Source organism: Acinetobacter sp. YH01018 (genome assembly GCF_013420295.1).
Taxonomy (GTDB): domain Bacteria; phylum Pseudomonadota; class Gammaproteobacteria; order Pseudomonadales; family Moraxellaceae; genus Acinetobacter.
Genome location: NZ_VOYL01000004.1, coordinates 70688 through 88551, shown reverse-complemented (window position 1 = coordinate 88551; position 17864 = coordinate 70688). Strand labels below are relative to the sequence as shown.

17 protein-coding genes and 1 riboswitch are annotated in these 17864 nt (G+C 44.9%); of the genes, 7 read left to right on the top strand and 10 right to left on the bottom strand.

From position 1 onward, the window contains the following. Positions 1-33 precede the first annotated feature (33 nt). The 3 genes from FTT83_RS02765 to xerD all read right to left on the bottom strand — a co-directional run bounded on the left by FTT83_RS02765 (position 34) and on the right by xerD (position 3289). Positions 34-1338 carry a homoserine dehydrogenase gene (locus FTT83_RS02765; protein ID WP_180176199.1) on the bottom strand — a complete coding sequence of 435 codons (1305 nt, stop codon included), beginning with the start codon at positions 1336-1338 and terminating at the stop codon, positions 34-36. A gap of 124 nt (positions 1339-1462) precedes the next feature. Then, positions 1463-2278, bottom strand: a complete 816-nt coding sequence (locus tag FTT83_RS02760; protein ID WP_166169589.1) for a DsbC family protein — start codon at positions 2276-2278, stop codon at positions 1463-1465. Positions 2279-2371: 93 nt separating this feature from the next. Continuing rightward, positions 2372-3289, bottom strand: a complete 918-nt coding sequence (xerD, locus tag FTT83_RS02755; protein WP_086195418.1) for a site-specific tyrosine recombinase XerD — start codon at positions 3287-3289, stop codon at positions 2372-2374. Positions 3290-3461: 172 nt separating this feature from the next. On the opposite strand from xerD, the gene FTT83_RS02750 reads away from it, so the two are divergent. The 5 genes from FTT83_RS02750 to ftsW all read left to right on the top strand — a co-directional run bounded on the left by FTT83_RS02750 (position 3462) and on the right by ftsW (position 8605). Next, positions 3462-3722: a FeoA family protein gene (locus FTT83_RS02750; RefSeq protein ID WP_086195419.1), complete on the top strand. Its 261-nt coding sequence runs from the start codon at positions 3462-3464 to the stop codon at positions 3720-3722. Next, on the top strand, positions 3719-5581 hold the full coding sequence (locus tag FTT83_RS02745) for a ferrous iron transporter B (protein WP_180176198.1): 1863 nt from the start codon (positions 3719-3721) through the stop codon (positions 5579-5581). The genes FTT83_RS02750 and FTT83_RS02745 overlap by 4 nt, the downstream gene beginning before the upstream one ends. Positions 5582-5611: 30 nt before the next feature. Next, positions 5612-5863: a DUF6587 family protein gene (locus FTT83_RS02740; RefSeq protein ID WP_180174162.1), complete on the top strand. Its 252-nt coding sequence runs from the start codon at positions 5612-5614 to the stop codon at positions 5861-5863. 177 nt (positions 5864-6040) lie between these two features. Then, a complete protein-coding gene (gene murD / locus FTT83_RS02735) occupies positions 6041-7387 on the top strand; it encodes a UDP-N-acetylmuramoyl-L-alanine--D-glutamate ligase (protein ID WP_180176197.1) in 1347 nt (448 codons plus the stop codon). 21 nt (positions 7388-7408) lie between these two features. Next, complete coding sequence (gene ftsW, locus FTT83_RS02730; RefSeq protein WP_166169579.1) at positions 7409-8605, top strand: putative lipid II flippase FtsW; 1197 nt, start codon at positions 7409-7411, stop codon at positions 8603-8605. Between the two features lie 15 nt (positions 8606-8620). Here ftsW and FTT83_RS02725 read toward each other — a convergent pair whose 3' ends face one another. From FTT83_RS02725 to FTT83_RS02695, 7 genes are all read right to left on the bottom strand, one after another. Then, positions 8621-8854: a zinc-ribbon domain-containing protein gene (locus FTT83_RS02725; RefSeq protein ID WP_180176196.1), complete on the bottom strand. Its 234-nt coding sequence runs from the start codon at positions 8852-8854 to the stop codon at positions 8621-8623. A 55-nt stretch (positions 8855-8909) separates the two neighbouring features. After that, on the bottom strand, positions 8910-9827 hold the full coding sequence (gene gluQRS / locus FTT83_RS02720) for a tRNA glutamyl-Q(34) synthetase GluQRS (RefSeq protein ID WP_373456100.1): 918 nt from the start codon (positions 9825-9827) through the stop codon (positions 8910-8912). A gap of 4 nt (positions 9828-9831) precedes the next feature. Further along, positions 9832-10359: an RNA polymerase-binding protein DksA gene (gene dksA, locus FTT83_RS02715; RefSeq protein WP_086174133.1), complete on the bottom strand. Its 528-nt coding sequence runs from the start codon at positions 10357-10359 to the stop codon at positions 9832-9834. Positions 10360-10568: 209 nt separating this feature from the next. After that, entirely contained in the window at positions 10569-11378 is an 810-nt protein-coding gene (cpdA, locus tag FTT83_RS02710; RefSeq protein ID WP_180176195.1) for a 3',5'-cyclic-AMP phosphodiesterase, read from the bottom strand. Positions 11379-11388: 10 nt separating this feature from the next. Continuing rightward, the gene (locus FTT83_RS02705) at positions 11389-12009 is read right to left on the bottom strand and encodes an NUDIX domain-containing protein (protein ID WP_180176194.1); all 621 of its coding nucleotides are present in this window, start codon (positions 12007-12009) and stop codon (positions 11389-11391) included. 77 nt (positions 12010-12086) lie between these two features. Further along, positions 12087-13970 carry a phosphomethylpyrimidine synthase ThiC gene (gene thiC, locus FTT83_RS02700; RefSeq protein ID WP_180080869.1) on the bottom strand — a complete coding sequence of 628 codons (1884 nt, stop codon included), beginning with the start codon at positions 13968-13970 and terminating at the stop codon, positions 12087-12089. Between the two features lie 108 nt (positions 13971-14078). Continuing rightward, a riboswitch (TPP riboswitch) is annotated at positions 14079-14211 on the bottom strand. A gap of 89 nt (positions 14212-14300) precedes the next feature. Continuing rightward, positions 14301-15368, bottom strand: a complete 1068-nt coding sequence (locus FTT83_RS02695) for a hypothetical protein (protein ID WP_180176210.1) — start codon at positions 15366-15368, stop codon at positions 14301-14303. 270 nt (positions 15369-15638) lie between these two features. Between FTT83_RS02695 and FTT83_RS02690 the strand changes: the two genes are divergently transcribed. Together FTT83_RS02690 and phoU are read left to right on the top strand one after the other, a co-directional pair. Beyond that, positions 15639-16991: a TolC family outer membrane protein gene (locus FTT83_RS02690; RefSeq protein WP_180176193.1), complete on the top strand. Its 1353-nt coding sequence runs from the start codon at positions 15639-15641 to the stop codon at positions 16989-16991. A 94-nt stretch (positions 16992-17085) separates the two neighbouring features. Further along, positions 17086-17802, top strand: a complete 717-nt coding sequence (gene phoU / locus FTT83_RS02685) for a phosphate signaling complex protein PhoU (RefSeq protein ID WP_086195193.1) — start codon at positions 17086-17088, stop codon at positions 17800-17802. Positions 17803-17864 lie beyond the last annotated feature (62 nt).

The following is a 17864-nucleotide window of genomic DNA, read 5'->3' as shown; positions in this document are numbered from 1 at the left end:
AGCTTGGCAAGGGGAATACTCCCCTCAACCCGATTAATTATCAAGCGATTCTAAACGAATTCGTACAATTTCGCCATGAATGACGGGCAATGCTTGAATTTGCTGAAGGGCTTCATCCATTTTTGATTCCTTGACTGGATCAGTCAGAATCACGATAGGAATAAGGTCTTTTAAGCGCGGCTGTTGCATGATCGCGTCAATGCTAATACCGGCACGGCTTAAAATGGTGGTGACATCTGCCAGAACACCGGTTTGATCTTCGGCATTAATACGGATGTAATAGCCCGTGGTCATTTCTTCACGCGGCAGAATTGGCAAATCTGTTAAAGCTTCAAAAGCCAGCTGTGGAATGGTTCCGGCACCATCTTCTGTGTAAATAATATCACGGACAATATCCACGATGTCTGCGACTACCGCAGAAGCAGTAGGGCCAGCACCTGCGCCAGCACCGTAATACAGTGTTGGACCAACCGCATTGGCTTGAACCAAGACTGCATTTTTCACGCCATTAACATTGGCAATCAGTTGATCATCTGGAATTAAAGTAGGATGAACACGTAATTCAATACCAGATGCAGCACGACGGGCAATTCCCAGGTGCTTGATACGGAAGCCCAGATCTTCGGCATATTTCACGTCTTGAGCAGTCACTTTGCTGATGCCTTCAGTAAATACCTTGTCGAACTGTAGCGGAATACCAAAGGCACATGAAGCCAGAATCGTCAGTTTATGTGCAGCATCAATGCCTTCAACGTCAAAGGTTGGATCGGCTTCAGCATAACCCAGCTCCTGTGCTTCTTTTAGCACATCTGCAAAAGCACGCCCTTTTTCACGCATTTCACTTAAAATGAAGTTGCCTGTACCGTTGATGATGCCCGCTAGCCATTCAATCTTGTTGGCAGCCAAACCTTCACGAATGACTTTAATAATTGGAATACCACCAGCAACGGCTGCTTCATAGGCAATTTGCACGGCATGGTCTTCGGCCGCTTTAAACAGTTCATTACCGTGTTCAGCCAGCAGGGCCTTGTTAGCTGTCACAATGTGCTTGCCGTGTTTCATCGCTTCCATGATGACTTCATAAGCAGGGTGAATGCCGCCCATGACTTCTACCACGATATCGACATCCGGTTGACGAACAATATCGAGCAGATCAGCACTTTGTTTCACCGAAGCAGGCAAATCCAGATCAGGACGAGAGCGACGTGTACCCACATGGGTAATTTGGATTTCTCGACCGGTACGACGTTTTATCTCAGCAGCATTTTCTTTTAGTAGTTTAAGGGCACCACCACCCACAGTACCAAGACCGAGGATTGCCAGACGAACTGGTTTCACGTCACACTCCAAATATGTATTCAACTTTAAGCGAATCTAGATCATAGCTAAAAAAACGGCCAGACTCTAGGGCAGAAATCACTTTATCTCTACCTATTAAATTTAGTAGATGAACTGATAAAAATTAGTTATTTAAACGCTCTACCAATTCTTCAGGCGAGAGATATCCACCCAGGTAAATGCCCTCGCTGTTATAAATGGCCGGAGTGCCATTGACGCCCATATTTAGCCCCAGCTGATATTGATCTCGAACCGGATTTTTACAGGTCGCTGGAGCAAGTGGTGTCCCGGCAATGGCCTGATTAAAAGCCGCCTGACGGTCTTTACTACACCACACGCTTTCCATGGCTGGCATGAACTGTTCGCCACGTGGCCAAGCGATATAGCGTACTTCGATGCCCTTGGCATTAATTTCGCTCATATGCTCATGCAGTTTATGGCAGTACGGACAGCTGGCATCGGTAAACACATACACGATATGCTTGGTTTTGCCTTGGGCTTTATAAACCAGCAAGTCTTCGACTTTTAAGTTAGCCAGCAGCTTTTTATTGGCTTCGGATTGCAGGTTTTCACTGACATTGTGAATTTTACTGTCACCTAGACGCAGCACGTCACCCTGAATAATGTATTTGCCATCAGCGGTGGCATAAACTGATGACATGCCTTCCAGGTTAACCCAATACAGGTTAGGAACTTCGGTTGCCTTGATATTTAAAATTTTGGCATTGATATTGGCTTTCTTGAAGTGCTGCTGCAGCGTGTTTACCAGACGTTGCTGTGCATTGCGTTCTGAAAGATTGGAGGCCTGGCCGGTAGCAGGTGCACTAGCGGTTAAAGTACTTTGTTTTTTTTCATCATTATTCGAATTGGAGCAGGCCGTTAATCCTAAGCCAGCAGCAAGTGTACATGCGAGAAAAATTTTTGAACGGGTAAATAACATAAACAACCCTTTCTTGTAGGCATAAAAACAGGTGCCTAAGCATAACAAAAAAAAATGCCCGCGATAAAACTTCTTGGTCTGAATTTGCTGCCCTTAAGCGCGTGGGTGATAAGTGGCATGCAATTGCTGCATGCGAACCTGAGCCACATGGGTATAAATTTGTGTGGTCGATAAATCACTATGACCAAGCAGCATCTGCACCACACGCAAGTCGGCACCATGATTGAGCAAATGGGTGGCAAAGGCATGGCGTAGGGTATGCGGCGAAAGTTCGGTTTGAATACCTGCTTGCAAGGCATAGCGCTTAATGGCATACCAGAAATTCTGCCGGCTCATGATGCCGCCATGCTGGGTTAAAAAGACATAGTCAGTGGCAGTTTTATATAAATGGGAACGCGCTTCATTAAGATACTTTTCAATCCATTCGCAAGCGACTTGTCCCAAAGGCACCAGACGTTCCTTGTTACCTTTACCGACAATGCGCAAATAACCTTGTTTTAAATTAATCAGTTCCAGTCTTAAATTGAGTAATTCAGATACCCGCAAGCCGCAAGCATACAGGACTTCAAACATGGCCCGGTCGCGTAAGCCCAGAGCCGTATTAATGTCTGGAGCGTTAATGAGGGCTTCAACATCGGCTTCAGATAAATCTTTAGGCAAGGCCCGGCCAATCTTAGGTGTTTTATGGGTTGCAACAGGATTATCGCTACGTAATTTTTGTTCACGTAAAAATTTATAAAAGGATCGCAGTGCAGAAAGTGAGCGGGCAATCGAGCGCGGACTTTTGCCCTGTTTGGTCAAATTCAATAAAACATCGGAGATGTCATCACTATTCCAGTCTGGCATTGAAACCGCATGACATTCACTACATTGAATTAAATCAGATAGATAAGCATTACGCGTATGCGGACTGACGGTTTGAGCAATTAAATAATCTCGAAACCCCTGTAAAAAACTTAAATGTTCAGGAATATTTACCGGTGCAGGAATACGAGGCTTTTTATTGAGCATGTCACTTCTACATTGAATGAAAAATCCAAGTTTTTCTTGGTGTTGATCAATGTAGACCAATTTTTTTGCAATGTCGAACGCTACAGACAAGATGAGAATTGGAATCAAACCTTACTTGGTAATTATTCTCATTTGTTTGTATACTGTAGCAAATATTTTAGGATTAGATGCGGTGCGATTATCTGATTTGAAAGTGAAACAAACGGCCATCATTCGCAAAGTCAACCGTACTTTGAATGGTGATACAGCTCAGACTGATCTGGTGGCGAGTCGTTTGGAAACTTTGGGCTTTGTACCGGGAACAAAAGTTCAGGTCATTACCAAAGGTATTTTTGGTGGTGATCCTATCCTGATACAGGTGGGGTTTACCCGTTTCGCACTGCGCAAAGTTGAAGCTGAAAAAATTGAAATTGAAGAGGGGATCACTGCATGAGTGATGCGCTACGTATTGCCCTTGTAGGTAACCCGAACTGCGGTAAAACATCATTATTCAACCATTTAACCGGAACACGGCAGAAGGTTGGTAACTATGCCGGGGTCACGGTTGAACGTAAAGTAGGGCAGTTTACTTTACCTTCAGCTCGTGCGGTTCGTGTACTGGATTTACCCGGGACCTATAGTCTAAATGCCACTAGTCCAGACGAAGCCATTACTCGCGATGTGGTGCAAGGAAAAATTGCAGAAGAAGGTCAGCAAGATGCCTTTCTATGTGTAGTCGATGCAACTAACCTAAAATTGCATCTCGGTTTGGTTCTGGAAATGATTGAGCTGGGCCGTCCGATTTTACTGGTCTTAAACATGATGGACGAGGCACGCCGCCGTGGCATGCAGATCAACACGCAAAAACTATCGCAACGTTTAGGCATTCCTGTGGTAGAAACCGTTGCAGTACGTAATTCAGGGATTGAAAACCTGATGGGTGCACTGGATGCAGAAACGTTTAGAACGCCCAATGCTGAACTGAGTGATGTCAAAATTTCGGGTTCAAATCATGAAAAAATTGCTCAGCTGCTAAAAGATGTGGTGGTTTTTGTTGACCATGAAGACAAACGCTCCGATTTTCTGGACAAGATATTTTTACATCCGGTGGGGGGACTGGTCAGTCTGGCCGTGATGATGTTCATCGTGTTCCAGGCGGTATTTGCCTGGGCTGCGCCATTCATGGATGGCATCGAACGCTTTTTTGGCTGGCTGGGTGAAGTGGTCAGTGCACAGATTTCCCATCCGCTATTGAACAGTCTGGTGGTGGATGGAATTATCGCCGGTGCTGGTGGTGTGGTGGTCTTTCTGCCCCAGATTTTAATCCTGTTCTTTTTCATTTTGGTGCTGGAAGAATCGGGTTACCTACCGCGTGCGGCATTTTTGCTGGATAAGCTGATGTTTAAAGCCGGTCTTTCAGGTCGTGCTTTTATTCCACTACTGTCCAGCTTTGCCTGTGCGGTGCCGGGCATTATGGCAACCCGCAGCATCAGTGATCCACGTGACCGTTTAACCACGATTTTTGTGGCACCGCTGATGACCTGCTCGGCCCGTTTGCCGGTCTATGCCTTGCTGATTGCCGCTTTCATTCCGGAAAAAATGGTTTGGAGTATATTCAATTTACAGGGTTTGGTGCTGTTCGGTCTATATATGGCTGGGATTGTTAGTGCCTTGATTGTGGCGACCGTGCTGAAATTTTTCCAGAAAGACAAGTCACAGCATATGTTGTTAATGGAGTTGCCAAGCTACCGTTTTCCTGATGTCAAAAGCGTTTGGATTGGTCTGCTGGATCGCGCCAAAATCTTCCTGAAACGTGTCGGTGGCATCATCTTCGCCCTGTCTATTTTACTGTGGTTTCTGTGTACCTTCCCGCAAGCACCGGACGGTGCGACTGCCCCGGCAATTGATTATTCCTTTGCCGGGATGCTGGGTCATGTGATGCAGCCAATTTTTGCCCCACTGGGCTTTAACTGGCAAATCTGTATTGCTTTAATTCCTGCAATGGCGGCTCGTGAAGTGGTGGTGGCTGCATTGGGTACCGTCTATGCACTTTCTGCGGTAGATGAAGATGCCATGTCACAGGGTCTGGCTTCTATTATCGGTGGCACAGGTGAATTGGGCTGGTCATTGGCGACCGGTTTGTCATTGCTGGTGTGGTTTATCTATGCACCGCACTGTCTGGCCACTTTAGCGACGGTGCGCCGCGAAACGGGGTCGTGGAAAACCATGTCTGTCATGACCCTGTACCTGTTTGGTCTGGCATATCTGATGTCATTCCTGACCTATCAAATTGCTTCACATTACTTTGGATAGTGTGATTTAAGGCTGTGAAAGGAGACTGAAATGATTGAAATTCTGATTGTGGCTGCTTTGGTCCTTTGGAGTGCTGTCGTGGTGTTTAAGAAAGTTTTTCCCAGAACATCAAATTCAGCCTTCACGGCATTGTCCAAGCACTGTGAAAAGCAAGGTTGGGCAGCTTTGGCAAAGTGGTTAAAACCGGCGATGGTTTCAGGTTGCGGAGGAAGCTGTGGCTGTGCTGCAAATCCCGACTTGGTTCAGAAAAAACCTGAAGTGCAAGCGGTAAAATGGAAATAACTTTCAGGTCATATTTCCATCTTCAATAAGAATTTTGCAAAACCGTCATTTTTATGACGGTTTTTTTACGCGCTGACACAAAAAAGCCGAGATAAAGTCAAAACAGAAAAAGCATTCAAAACAGCAAAGTGCTAACATTTTGTCAGTTTTAAAAACAGACCATAAAATGGGGCAAAAATGTTAATACAGCGTGGTGGATTAAAAGTTGTTGCAGGACTCGGAATTTCAGGTGTTGCAGCAGTCAATTTCTTACATGAACATGGCTACCGCGTTGCAGTAACAGATTCTCGAAAGACACCTCCCGGGCATGATCAGATTCCTGCCGATGTTCAGACCAGTTTTGGTCAGCTTGATCAAGATCTGTTATTACAAGCTGAAGAAATTGTGATTAGTCCGGGGCTTGATCCAAAGATTGCAGAAATTCAGGCAGCGATTGCCCAAGGCATTCCGGTAATCAGTGAAATTCAGGTTTTGCGCCGTGCCACCGATAAACCGATTGTTGCAATTACCGGTTCAAATGCCAAAAGTACCGTGACGACTCTGATTGGCCTAATGGCTAAAGATGCCGGCAAGAAAGTGGCGGTAGGCGGTAACCTGGGTCGTCCTGCACTGGATTTAACCAAAGATGACCCTGAACTGTATATTCTGGAATTGTCCAGCTTCCAGTTGGAAACTACCTCCAATTTAAATGCCGAAGTGGCAGTGGTACTGAACATGAGTGAAGATCATCTTGATCGTCATGGTGATATGTTTGGTTATCACACTGCAAAACATCGTATTTTCCAGGGCGTGAAAAAAGTCGTGTTTAACCGTGATGATTCACTTACTCGTCCACTGGTTCCAGATACGACACCCATGCAGAGCTTTGGTCTGAATGCGCCGGATTTAAATCAGTACGGCATTTTAAAAGAAGATAATGGCACGATCTGGCTGGCACGTGGTCGTGAACGCCTGTTAAAAAGCACAGATATGTACATTCAAGGGACACATAATGTAGCCAATGCCTTGGCTTGCCTGGCTTTGGGTGAAGCGATCGGTTTGCCGCTGGACAGCATGCTGGAAACGCTGAAAAGCTTTAAAGGCCTAGAGCATCGCTGTGAATTTGTTAAAGAAGTCAATGGTGTTCGTTATTATAACGACTCTAAAGGCACCAATATTGGCGCAACCTTGGCGGCGATTGATGGCCTGGGTGCAGCAATTGAGCCACAACAGGGTAAAGTGGCGATCATTCTGGGCGGGCAGGGTAAAGGTCAGGATTTCACTGCTTTACGCGAGTCTTTAAGCAAATATGCCAAAGTCGCGGTGTTAATTGGTGAGGATCGTCCGATTATTGAAGCCGCCATTGAAGGAACCACGACATTGCTTCATGCCGAATCTTTAAAAGAAGCGGTGGAATTATGCCAGCAACATACCCAAGCCCATGATGTGGTGTTATTGTCACCTGCATGTGCAAGTTTTGATATGTTTAAAGGTTATAGTGAACGTGGGCACCAGTTTGTTGAATGTGTGAACACACTTGCTTAGAAAAATGATAAGGAAAGTTGTATGGCTGGGTTAGCTCAGACGACCATAAATAAAATTAATCAGGTCTACAATGAGTGGGGAGCGAAAATTCCCGCTGAAGTTACGCCACGTAATGTGCTGATTTTTTGTGTGATTGCCTTGCTTTGTATCGGTTCAATCATGGTGGCATCGGCATCGATGCCCTATGCCGACCGCTTACATGAAAATGCATTTCATTATGTAATCCGACACGGCATTTCCATTTTTGTGGCAGGTGTAGCTGCATTTCTGGCTTATAAAGTATCGCTGAATGTTTGGTTTAACAATACCTTTCCCCTGTGGATTATGACCATTCTGCTGCTGGCGGTGGTATTGGTTGCTGGCACCGAAGTCAACGGTTCCACCCGCTGGATTCGTATAGCCGGTTTTACCTTGCAGGCCTCGGAAGTGGCCAAGGTCATGATGGCCATCTTTACTGCGGATTATGTGGTACGACGGGCAAAAGAGGTGCGAAGCAGTGCATCCGGCCTATACCGCTTGGTCGGCGTGATGATCATCACTGTAGGCTTAATCCTGCTGGAACCCGATCTGGGTGCGACTGCGGTAATTGTCCTGATGATTTTAGGTGTTTTCTTCCTGGCTGGTGCACCGCCGATTCAGTTTATTTTCTTCCTGATCGCGATTATATTTGCTTTGGCCGCCGCAATTATCTTTGAGCCTTACCGTTTACAGCGTGCCTTATCATTTACCAATCCTTGGGCTGACCCCTTGGGCACCGGCTATCAGTTGTCTAATGCGCTGATGGCCTTTGGTCGGGGTGAATGGATGGGAGTTGGACTGGGTCATAGTATCCAGAAAATGTCTTATCTGCCTGAAGCGCATACTGACTTTATGTTGGCGATTTTAGGTGAGGAATTCGGCTTTTTCGGTATCAGTACCGTATTGATTCTTTCCTTCATGATGGTGGTCTGTTGTATCAAGATTGGACATCGTGCCTTGCAGTATCAATATTTGCGTGCAGGTTATCTGGCCTATGGCATCAGTATTATTTTCTTGCTACAAATCCTAGTGAATGCCGGGATGAATATGGGCATGTTACCGACCAAAGGTTTGACCTTGCCGTTTATCAGTTATGGCGGTTCATCGTTAATTATGTGTGCCGTGATGATCAGCCTGATTTTGAAAATTGATGCCACCACGCAAAAAGCCAACCCAAGTAAAGAAGAATCAAGCTTCTAGCGTTGATTCGGACGATCAGTCTGGCTGAGCATGGTTTAATACGGTGCTCGGCATTTCCGTTCCACAATGTAAGCATTGCACAAATTCTCCTTTCGCCTTGGAAAGGGGAATCAGTGGGATAAAAAATATAGAAAAATAATTGCGTTGCTGTTTCAATTCATAAGCGCTACGCGTTCTGCATACCGGGCATAGAACCTGATTTTTCTCGACCACTTTGGTTTTAGGACCAATACCAAAGATAAAAAACATTTTAAGTCTGCCATTGTCGGCTGTAGATGTTTTTAGCTTAACGATCATCCGAGTTTTATAAATAGCTGCCGTGTAGCTCAGTTGTATGCGGAATGCAGTCTGTATTCCACTGCGCTATGGCTTGCTTGAGCATATGTGCTGGGGTGTCTAAAGCAACTTCGGGCTGATGCAAAGCACGAATGGCTTGCTGTAATAATTCAGGAGCACGCTTGAGATCGAGTGCTTGAGCCAGGTTCTGTTTAGAGAGCTTTTGTCCCTGATCATTCATCGCGAGCGGCAGGTGCATATATTCAAGTTGCGGATAACCGAGCAGCGAACCGAGCCAGATTTGCCGTTCGGTATTGTCCAGCAGGTCGGCACCGCGAACTACGTGGGTGACTCCTTGCAGATAATCATCAACCACTACGGCGAGCTGATAATTGATAATGCCATCACGGCGCTTCAGCACAAAATCGCCCAGATCCTGTTGCAGGTTGGAACAATGTGTTCCTTGCAGGCGATCTGTGAAGCAGATCTGTTGATCTGGTACTTTGACACGGATGGCTTGTTGATCAAAAGGCAGATTCAAATCCCGGCAGGTTCCGGCATAAATATGATTGGAGCCGAGCATTTTACGGGTGCACTGGCAGGCATAGACCCAGCCTTGCTGATGCAGCTGTTCAATGACCTGTTCATACAGCTCTAGGCGGTCTTTCTGGAAAATGATTTCGGTATCGGGTTCAAACTGGAACGCTGCAATTGAACGCAGGATATGTTCTTCACTACCGGGATATATACGTGGCATGTCGGTATCTTCAATCCGAACCAGCCATTGCCCCTGATGGGCACGTGCATCACAATAACTGGCCACCGCTGTAATAAGCGAGCCAAAATGCAAAGGGCCGGTTGGCGATGGCGCAAACCGACCCACGTAATTCTCTTCAGCTTTCCCTCCCTTTTTTAAAGGGAGGGTCAGGGAGGGATTACTTAACACAGTATTAACCGTTATTTTGCTTCTCTTTGATTTCTGCCAAGGTTTTGCAGTCAATACAAAGGGTAGCGGTTGGACGTGCTTCAAGACGACGCAGACCAATTTCAATACCACAGGTTTCACAGAAACCGTAATCGTCGTTTTTAATCGCTTCGATGGATTGCTCAATCTTGCGAATCAGCTTGCGTTCACGGTCGCGGGTACGGAGTTCAATCGCAAACTCTTCTTCTTGTGTGGCACGGTCATTCACATCAGGCAAAGCGGTATTTTCGTCTTGCATGGTGTTGAGGGTGCGGTCTACTTCAGACATGAGCTCCGCTTTCCACGCCAATAAAATCTGGCGGAAATGCTCAAGCTGTCCTTCAGACATGTATTCTTCATTTTTTTTAGGCTGATAAGGTGCAATACCAAATAAGCTAGCAGTAGAACCACTTTCTGACGCTTTTGGCTTTGTTTTACGCACGCGTTTGGTAGATTTTTCATCTACCACATCAGTTTGTTCGTCCAAGACTTGATTTTGGTTGTCATTCGCCATATAGGGCATTCCTCATCATATGCGTATTATCTATACGCAAAAAATATGGTGATATGCAAGTGTTTTTATCCAACCCTAAGGAGATTCTCCTTCGAGGGTCGTCATCATATAGACTTTTTGTGCTTTTTGATAGTCTTTGATGCTTGGATTCTATCGATCATGCTTCCTTCGGAAGCCATAAAGTAATAGAAAAAAAGCAAAATGAAAAGTTAGTAACCTGAAATTTCGCTATTAATTTGTTGCCGTACTGTTTGGACACGCTGAATTCGGGTTTCAAGCTCACCATTGGCTTTCAGATGCAGGACACGAAACCCCGGGGCCTGGTCATCCAGGGCAAAATTTTCACTGAAAGGTTTGAACTGGACACAGGTCGACGGAGTTGAGAAAAACCGGATGTGCTGCCATTTATGACACGAATCCTGATGCACATGACCAAAAATAACCGCTTTGACATGACTGTGCCTGGCTAAAACAGCGGTCAAATTTTCAGGGTTTTTCAGTTTATGTTGATCGATCCATTTTGATTGCATGGCAAAGGGATGATGATGACATGCCACGATCACAAATTGCTGTTGCAGTTCTGCCAGTAGCTGATCTAGCTGTTGTAATTGCTCTGGTTCAATCCGGCCATCTATTCTGCCGCCTACGGCTGTGTTTAGCAGCAGCACGCTCCATCTGCCAAAATGAATGGCGTGTACCTGATTTTTATGCTGATAGAAAGGGAACAGATCAATATCATCATGATTGCCTGGAATTTGATAAAAGGGAATACCAAGATTCTGCATATAAGATAAATAACGTGTATACGTCTGTTTGACCGGTACTTGCGCCAGATCCCCAGTATGAATAATGGCATCGGTACTCGGATATTGCTGCTGAATCTGTTGCATCACACCATGAAAGCTCTGTTCCGGATTCATCTCTACAAATTCCAGATCGTCCTGATCCATCAAATGTGTGTCTGAAATCTGGATAATGGTCCAGTCTTGCTGGTCTTCATTGGGTTGGTATAAAGTCATGTCCGACTCCCTAGACATTCCTTGTTGTTTTAATATGTTGTTGCAACCATTGCAAGGCCATAATGACTGGCGCATTCCTTAATCGGCCATTACTCAATAAGGTAGTGATTTCAATATAATCAATGATATGCAGCTGAATATTTTCCCCTTCATCCGGCATGCCAAACACTCCGCCGTGTTCAGGAAGATGCGCCTGGGCACTATATAAATGAAACAGTTCAGAACAGGCCCCAGCCGAAGGATAAAAGCTGAATAAATGCTGTAACTGGTCAATCTCGCAGCCTGATTCTTCCACGCTCTCACGACGTATACAGCTTTCCGGCGATTCATCACCATCGAGTACACCGGCAATCACTTCCAGTTGCCAGGGGGATTCTGGATCATCCATTGCACCGACACGGAACTGTTCAATCAAGGCAAATTTTTGCTGGGTATCATCATAAATCAGTACACCGGCAGCTTCAGGGCGGTGAATCAGTTCACGCTGCATAACAGGAGTGAATTTGCTCTGGTTAAATAAACGATGGCAGAGATTGACTTTTTCAACCTGAATGAAGCCACGAAAAAGATATTCACGCGACTGAATTTTAACTTGGTCGTTGTTATATGTGGCTTGTTTAATAATATTCATATAGCTCAGTCAGGATGAAAAGCATACATTCATCCTAACTGAGAATTTTATGAAAATAAAAGATTTTTTTTTAAGAATTACAGCTTGTGGTACAATTTTTGACCATGTTCATGATAGCTGGTTTTCATGGCATTCAAACCTGCTTCAATCTCTGTATCCTGTCCGTCATTAGTTTGATTTTTCGCATAATCCCTCACATTTTGAGTGATTTTCATGGAACAGAATTTAGGACCGCACATAGAACAGAAATGCGCAGATTTGTGCGCTTCCTTCGGCATGGTTTCATCATGCATGCTACGTGCCGTATCCGGGTCCAGACTCAAATTGAACTGATCTTCCCAGCGGAATTCGAAACGTGCTTTAGATAGGGCATTATCACGCACTTGCGAACCCGGATGGCCTTTGGCCAGATCGGCGGCATGGGCTGCAATTTTATAGGTGATGATACCGTCTTTGACATCTTTCTTGTTCGGTAAGCCCAAATGCTCTTTTGGCGTGACATAGCACAGCATGGCGGTACCATACCAGCCAATCATGGCAGCGCCAATCGCTGAAGTAATATGGTCATATCCCGGAGCAATATCAGTGGTTAAAGGCCCCAGAGTATAAAAAGGCGCTTCTTTACAGACTTCCAGTTGCAGATCCATATTCTCTTTGACCATGTGCATCGGTACATGCCCCGGACCTTCAATCATCACCTGTACATCATGCTCCCAGGCACGATGGGTCAGTTCACCCAAGGTACGTAGTTCACTAAACTGTGCTTCGTCATTGGCATCCTGAATACAGCCTGGACGTAAGCCATCCCCCAGGCTGAAGGACACATCATAGGCCTTCATGATCTCGCAGATCTCATCAAAATGCGTATACAGGAAGTTTTCCTGATGATGCGCCAGACACCACTGCGCCATGATAGAGCCGCCGCGAGAAACAATTCCGGTTAAGCGGTTAGCCGTCAGCGGTACATATCTTAAAAGCACGCCGGCATGAATGGTGAAATAGTCCACGCCTTGTTCTGCCTGTTCAATCAGGGTGTCTTTAAAGATTTCCCAGGTCAGATCTTCGGCTACACCATCAACTTTTTCCAGTGCCTGATAAATAGGAACTGTCCCAATTGGAACAGGAGAGTTGCGGATAATCCATTCACGGGTTTCATGAATATTTTTGCCGGTCGACAAATCCATAATGGTGTCAGCACCCCAGCGGGTGGCCCAGGTCATTTTCGCTACTTCTTCATCAATGCTGGAACCGAGTGCGGAGTTGCCGATATTGGCATTGATCTTGACCAGAAAATTACGTCCGATAATCATCGGTTCAATTTCAGGATGGTTAATATTGGCCGGAATAATGGCACGGCCTTCCGCTACTTCCTGACGCACAAATTCAGGGGTAATTTCCGTCAGATTCTTGGCCCCGAAGTTTTGACCGGCATGCTGGCGTGCATCGACACCTGCCTGCTGGCGCTGGTTTTCACGAATGGCGATATATTCCATTTCCGGAGTAATGATGCCCTGACGTGCATAGTGCATCTGGGTAACATTTTTGCCCGCTTTAGCACGGCGTGGCTTTTGAATATGGGCGAAACGGATTTCTGCCGTACGAATATCTTTCAGACGTTCCTGTCCAAAAGCAGAGCTCAAGGTATCTAAACGTTCGGTATCCTGACGTTCTTCAATCCAGCTTTCACGCACATTGGGCAAACCTTTATTCAGGTCAATCGCCACGTTCGGGTCGGTATAAACGCCTGAAGTGTCATAGACCATAATGGCCGGATTGTGTTCACCACCCAGACCGGTTGGGGTTTCGGTCAGGGAAATTTCACGCATAGGCACCTGAATGTCACTACGCGAACCTTGAATGTAGACTTTTCTGGAAGCGGGTAAAATTCGGGTGAGATCTTTGGCATCTTGCTCATGCTGAGCGGAAATATCTGTTGCAGAGCGATTCGTTAATTGGTCCATGGTAATGATCCTTGTGAATAATATCAACGAATCAAGCACGACCAAAAACGTGGCAGATTGATCTGATTGAATGATTTTAAAATCAACACAAATCAATTGAAGGCTTAGGTTTTTTGATGGCTTGATTCCTACGCAGGTCTTAACCTGATCAGGTTCAACGGTACTCACCCTCAAATGCCATATTTGCATATAGAATTTAGGCGATCTCAGCGAGTTGTTACTCGCGCTCCGTCAAGCTATGAATCAATACTACCATGTCCATGTACTAAAAAACATTCACATAAAACATCGCTTTTCGGCTGGCGTCCAGATCGGAGACAGACAGGCAGCTTAAACACAAACGGCATCACTAAAACAGTCACGCGGGTTGGAAAGGCTCAGATTTTGTAAACCCAAATATTCATCTAACTGTCTGAGTGCGAGCTGTTTTTCAGACATCGACAGTTGTTCTTTAAGGCTAAGCTGAACAGGAATTTCTTGTAAGCGCTGCTGTTCGGATAACTGTAGAAATTGCAGAAACTTGCTCGCTTGAACGGCTAAATGCGAGTTTTTGACCTGGGCTAATTTTTCAATTTCATCCATTGAACTGCTTTGTACTGCATATTTATCCAGGTAAGTATCCGAGACCGGCGAATCATGCATGCCTTTAAATAAAAACAGGCTATACATCTGTAAAAGATATTCCGCATCTTTACGATAGCTACTTTTCGGGTATTGATTTAAATATTCTTCCCAGAATAAAGCCCGGGTCACAATTTCATGCGGTTCAATCATCAAGATATGCTCTGAAAATACCGGCAGCGTATTTTGTGCCGCCAGATTTTCGATAAAGACCTGTTCGGCTTGCGGCATATAAGGCGCAAAAATTCTGGCTAAATATTCGGGGCTACGGCGATAATTGATCTGGCCTTTACCGCGATCATACAGCTCTATATAAGCTTGCCCTTTATGTTTTAATAAATATTGATCACGTAACGTCAGTTGTTCAAAACGGTTTTGTTGAATGGTCGGATGCTGCGATAAATCAAAAGCATACTCTTCGAAAGCAACTTGCTGTGGCGCTGTTCTATCCACGCTAAGGAAGTTGTTGTACATTTGATTGGACAGTTTTAATAAATGTTGTTGTTCTGCTAAGGTAGACAGCGGCAAGCATAACTTGAGATCCTGATTAATCTGTTCCAGGGCAAAAGTGGTGCGTTCCGCATTAATGGCCAGCATGTTTTTCTCAAGATTTTTGCATAATAGGGTTAAATCTACCGTTTCATCTTGTTGTGATTGTTTTTGTACCGGTTCTTGAATAGGTTGAGGTTCGGGTTTTTGACACCCGATAAGAAGGATAAAAATAAAGAAAGGTAAGTATTGCTTAACAGAAAATTTTGTTTTTAACGGCACAGTCATTCTATATCGGGTACATGCGGCAATGATTTGCAGGGTATGCGGGTATTGTATAACTGAAAAAGTCTTTGTCTGTGTAGTGTTGTGAAGGATTTTGGTTACGTGCTGTGATGATGGAGCAGTCATGTGGAGGTTGATGAATAACAGCTGAGCAGATGGCAAAAATTAATAAAAATCATACGGAAAATTGAGCAGATCATTTTAATATTGCATAGCTTTTATTATAAATATGCATGTCTATGGATGGTCGCAGGTTGGGATTTACGATAAAAAATGGATATTAAAATAGTCATTGGTGCATATGTGTTGCTGTTCAGTCCATGGAGTCATGCTCTGGATTTGGTGCAAGCCTATCAACGGGCGAAAAACAGCGATCCCAATTGGCAAGCCAATCTTTTACAGTATGAAGCAGATCAACTCAATCTGGGCATTGCCAAAGGGAATTTATTGCCAACGGTGACTGTTTCTGGAAATGTGGTGCGTAAAAGCCAGCAGAGCAGTGATAGCAGTATTCCGGGTTTTCCGGCAGATGCATTTACGGCTTCCTCGTCCACTACTCGACAAATTGCCATTACTGCTCGTCAGCCACTATTTCGCTGGGATGCCTGGGAAGGTTTAAAGCAGATCAAAACTTCCGTTAATCTGAGTGAAATCACTTTACAATTACAGCGCCAGGAACACATTTTAAACGTCTCGGAAAGTTATTTTAATATATTGCGTCAGCAGAGTTTAACCCTAGCCAATCTGCAGGAAGAAAAAGCCCTGTTTGAACAGCTGAATGTGATGAATGCCAAATTAAAAGAAGGACTGGTAGCAAAAAGCGATGTTAGTGAGGCCAATGCGCAATATCAAAGTGCCAGGGCTAACCGGATTGCCACGCATGTACAACTGGTTTTGGCACAGGAACAGCTGACCCAGTTAATCGGGCCTTATCAAGAAAATTTGGCCGTACTCCGAGACGATTTTCAATTTCAAAAGCCTTATCCTGCTGATCTGGATGCCTGGACAGCGCTGGCACTGAGTCAGAATCTCTCTGTTCAGCAGGCACGTATCCAGCAGCGTTATGCAGAAGACCAGAAACGGGTAGAAAAAGCTGCCTTATATCCACAAATTGAGGCAGTAGGGACGTATGGATATATCAAGCAGTCCCCGCAAAATGTGGTATCCAGTGATGGCCAGTTTGACCAGATTGGCGTAGAGATGAACTGGAATGTTTATACCGGGGGCAGAACGCAAAAATCCATTCAAAAAGCCGCGGTGAATGTGAAGAAAAGCGAATCCCAGCTGGAGGCTGCAATTCGCAAAGCCAGCACCGATGTGAAAAAATCTTATATGCAGGTAGAAACTGATCAAGCCAAATTACAGGCACGAAAAGCCGCAATGGACTCTTCGGAAGTGGTTTCCCAAGCCTCTAAAGCACAATATCAGGAAGGTCTAAAAACCATGGTCGATGTGCTGCTGGCACAACGCAACGCTTTTTCTGCCAAACAGGATTATTTAAATGCAAAATATGATTATTTGATTAATGTGCTGCGTTTAAAAGCATCGGTCGGTAAATTGACCGAAAAAGACCTTGAAGAAATGAATGCCTGGCTGGTTGACAAGTCGTTCAAGCCAGTCAGCTAATCTTGCAGTTTTTGTCATAAAAACTTCATAGTAGGTATGCTTTAATATTAAACAAGATCATTCATTTTAAAATCGCTGTTGTGGAGTACGTCCCTTGCCAAACAATCCGGTGTTAAATCACCATATTTCTTCGCAATTTAATGAAGATTTGCAAGATGTAAATACCAAGTTTATGACCATGGGGGGCTTGGTCGAGCAGCAAGTGGCCAACAGTATTCATGCCCTGTTAGACACTGATGCCGCTTTAGCGATTGAAGTGCAATTTCAGGATAATGTAGTCAATCGTATGGAAACCGAGATTGATGAAGCCTTGACCCTGATTCTGGCACGCCGTCATCCTGCTGCGATTGATTTACGTATGGTGATTGCCATGTCAAAGGCCAATACCGACCTGGAACGTATTGGCGATGAAGCGGCAAAAATTGCCCGCATTGCACAAAATTTATGTGAAGAAGGCAGTTCTCCACGTGGCTATATGGAAACCCGTCACATTGGTAATCAGGTTCGTGTGATGATTCATGATGCGCTGGATGCCTTTGCACGTCTGGATGTTGATCAGGCTTTACGAGTATTGCTTGCGGATGCCGATATTGACCGTGAATACCAGTCTGCGACCCGTACCTTAATGACTTATATGATTGAAGATCCGCGTCATATTTCACGGGTCATTAATGTGATGTGGGTGTTGCGTTCTTTGGAGCGGATTGGTGACCATGCCCGTAATATTTCTGAACAGGTTATCTATATGGTCAAAGGGCTAGATGTTCGCCATACCAGCGTCGAAGAGATTGAACAGAAAGTTCAGCGTTAATTACTCTCATAATTAAATAAAAAGCCTGCAATTTGCAGGCTTTTTTTATTGCTCATGACTTC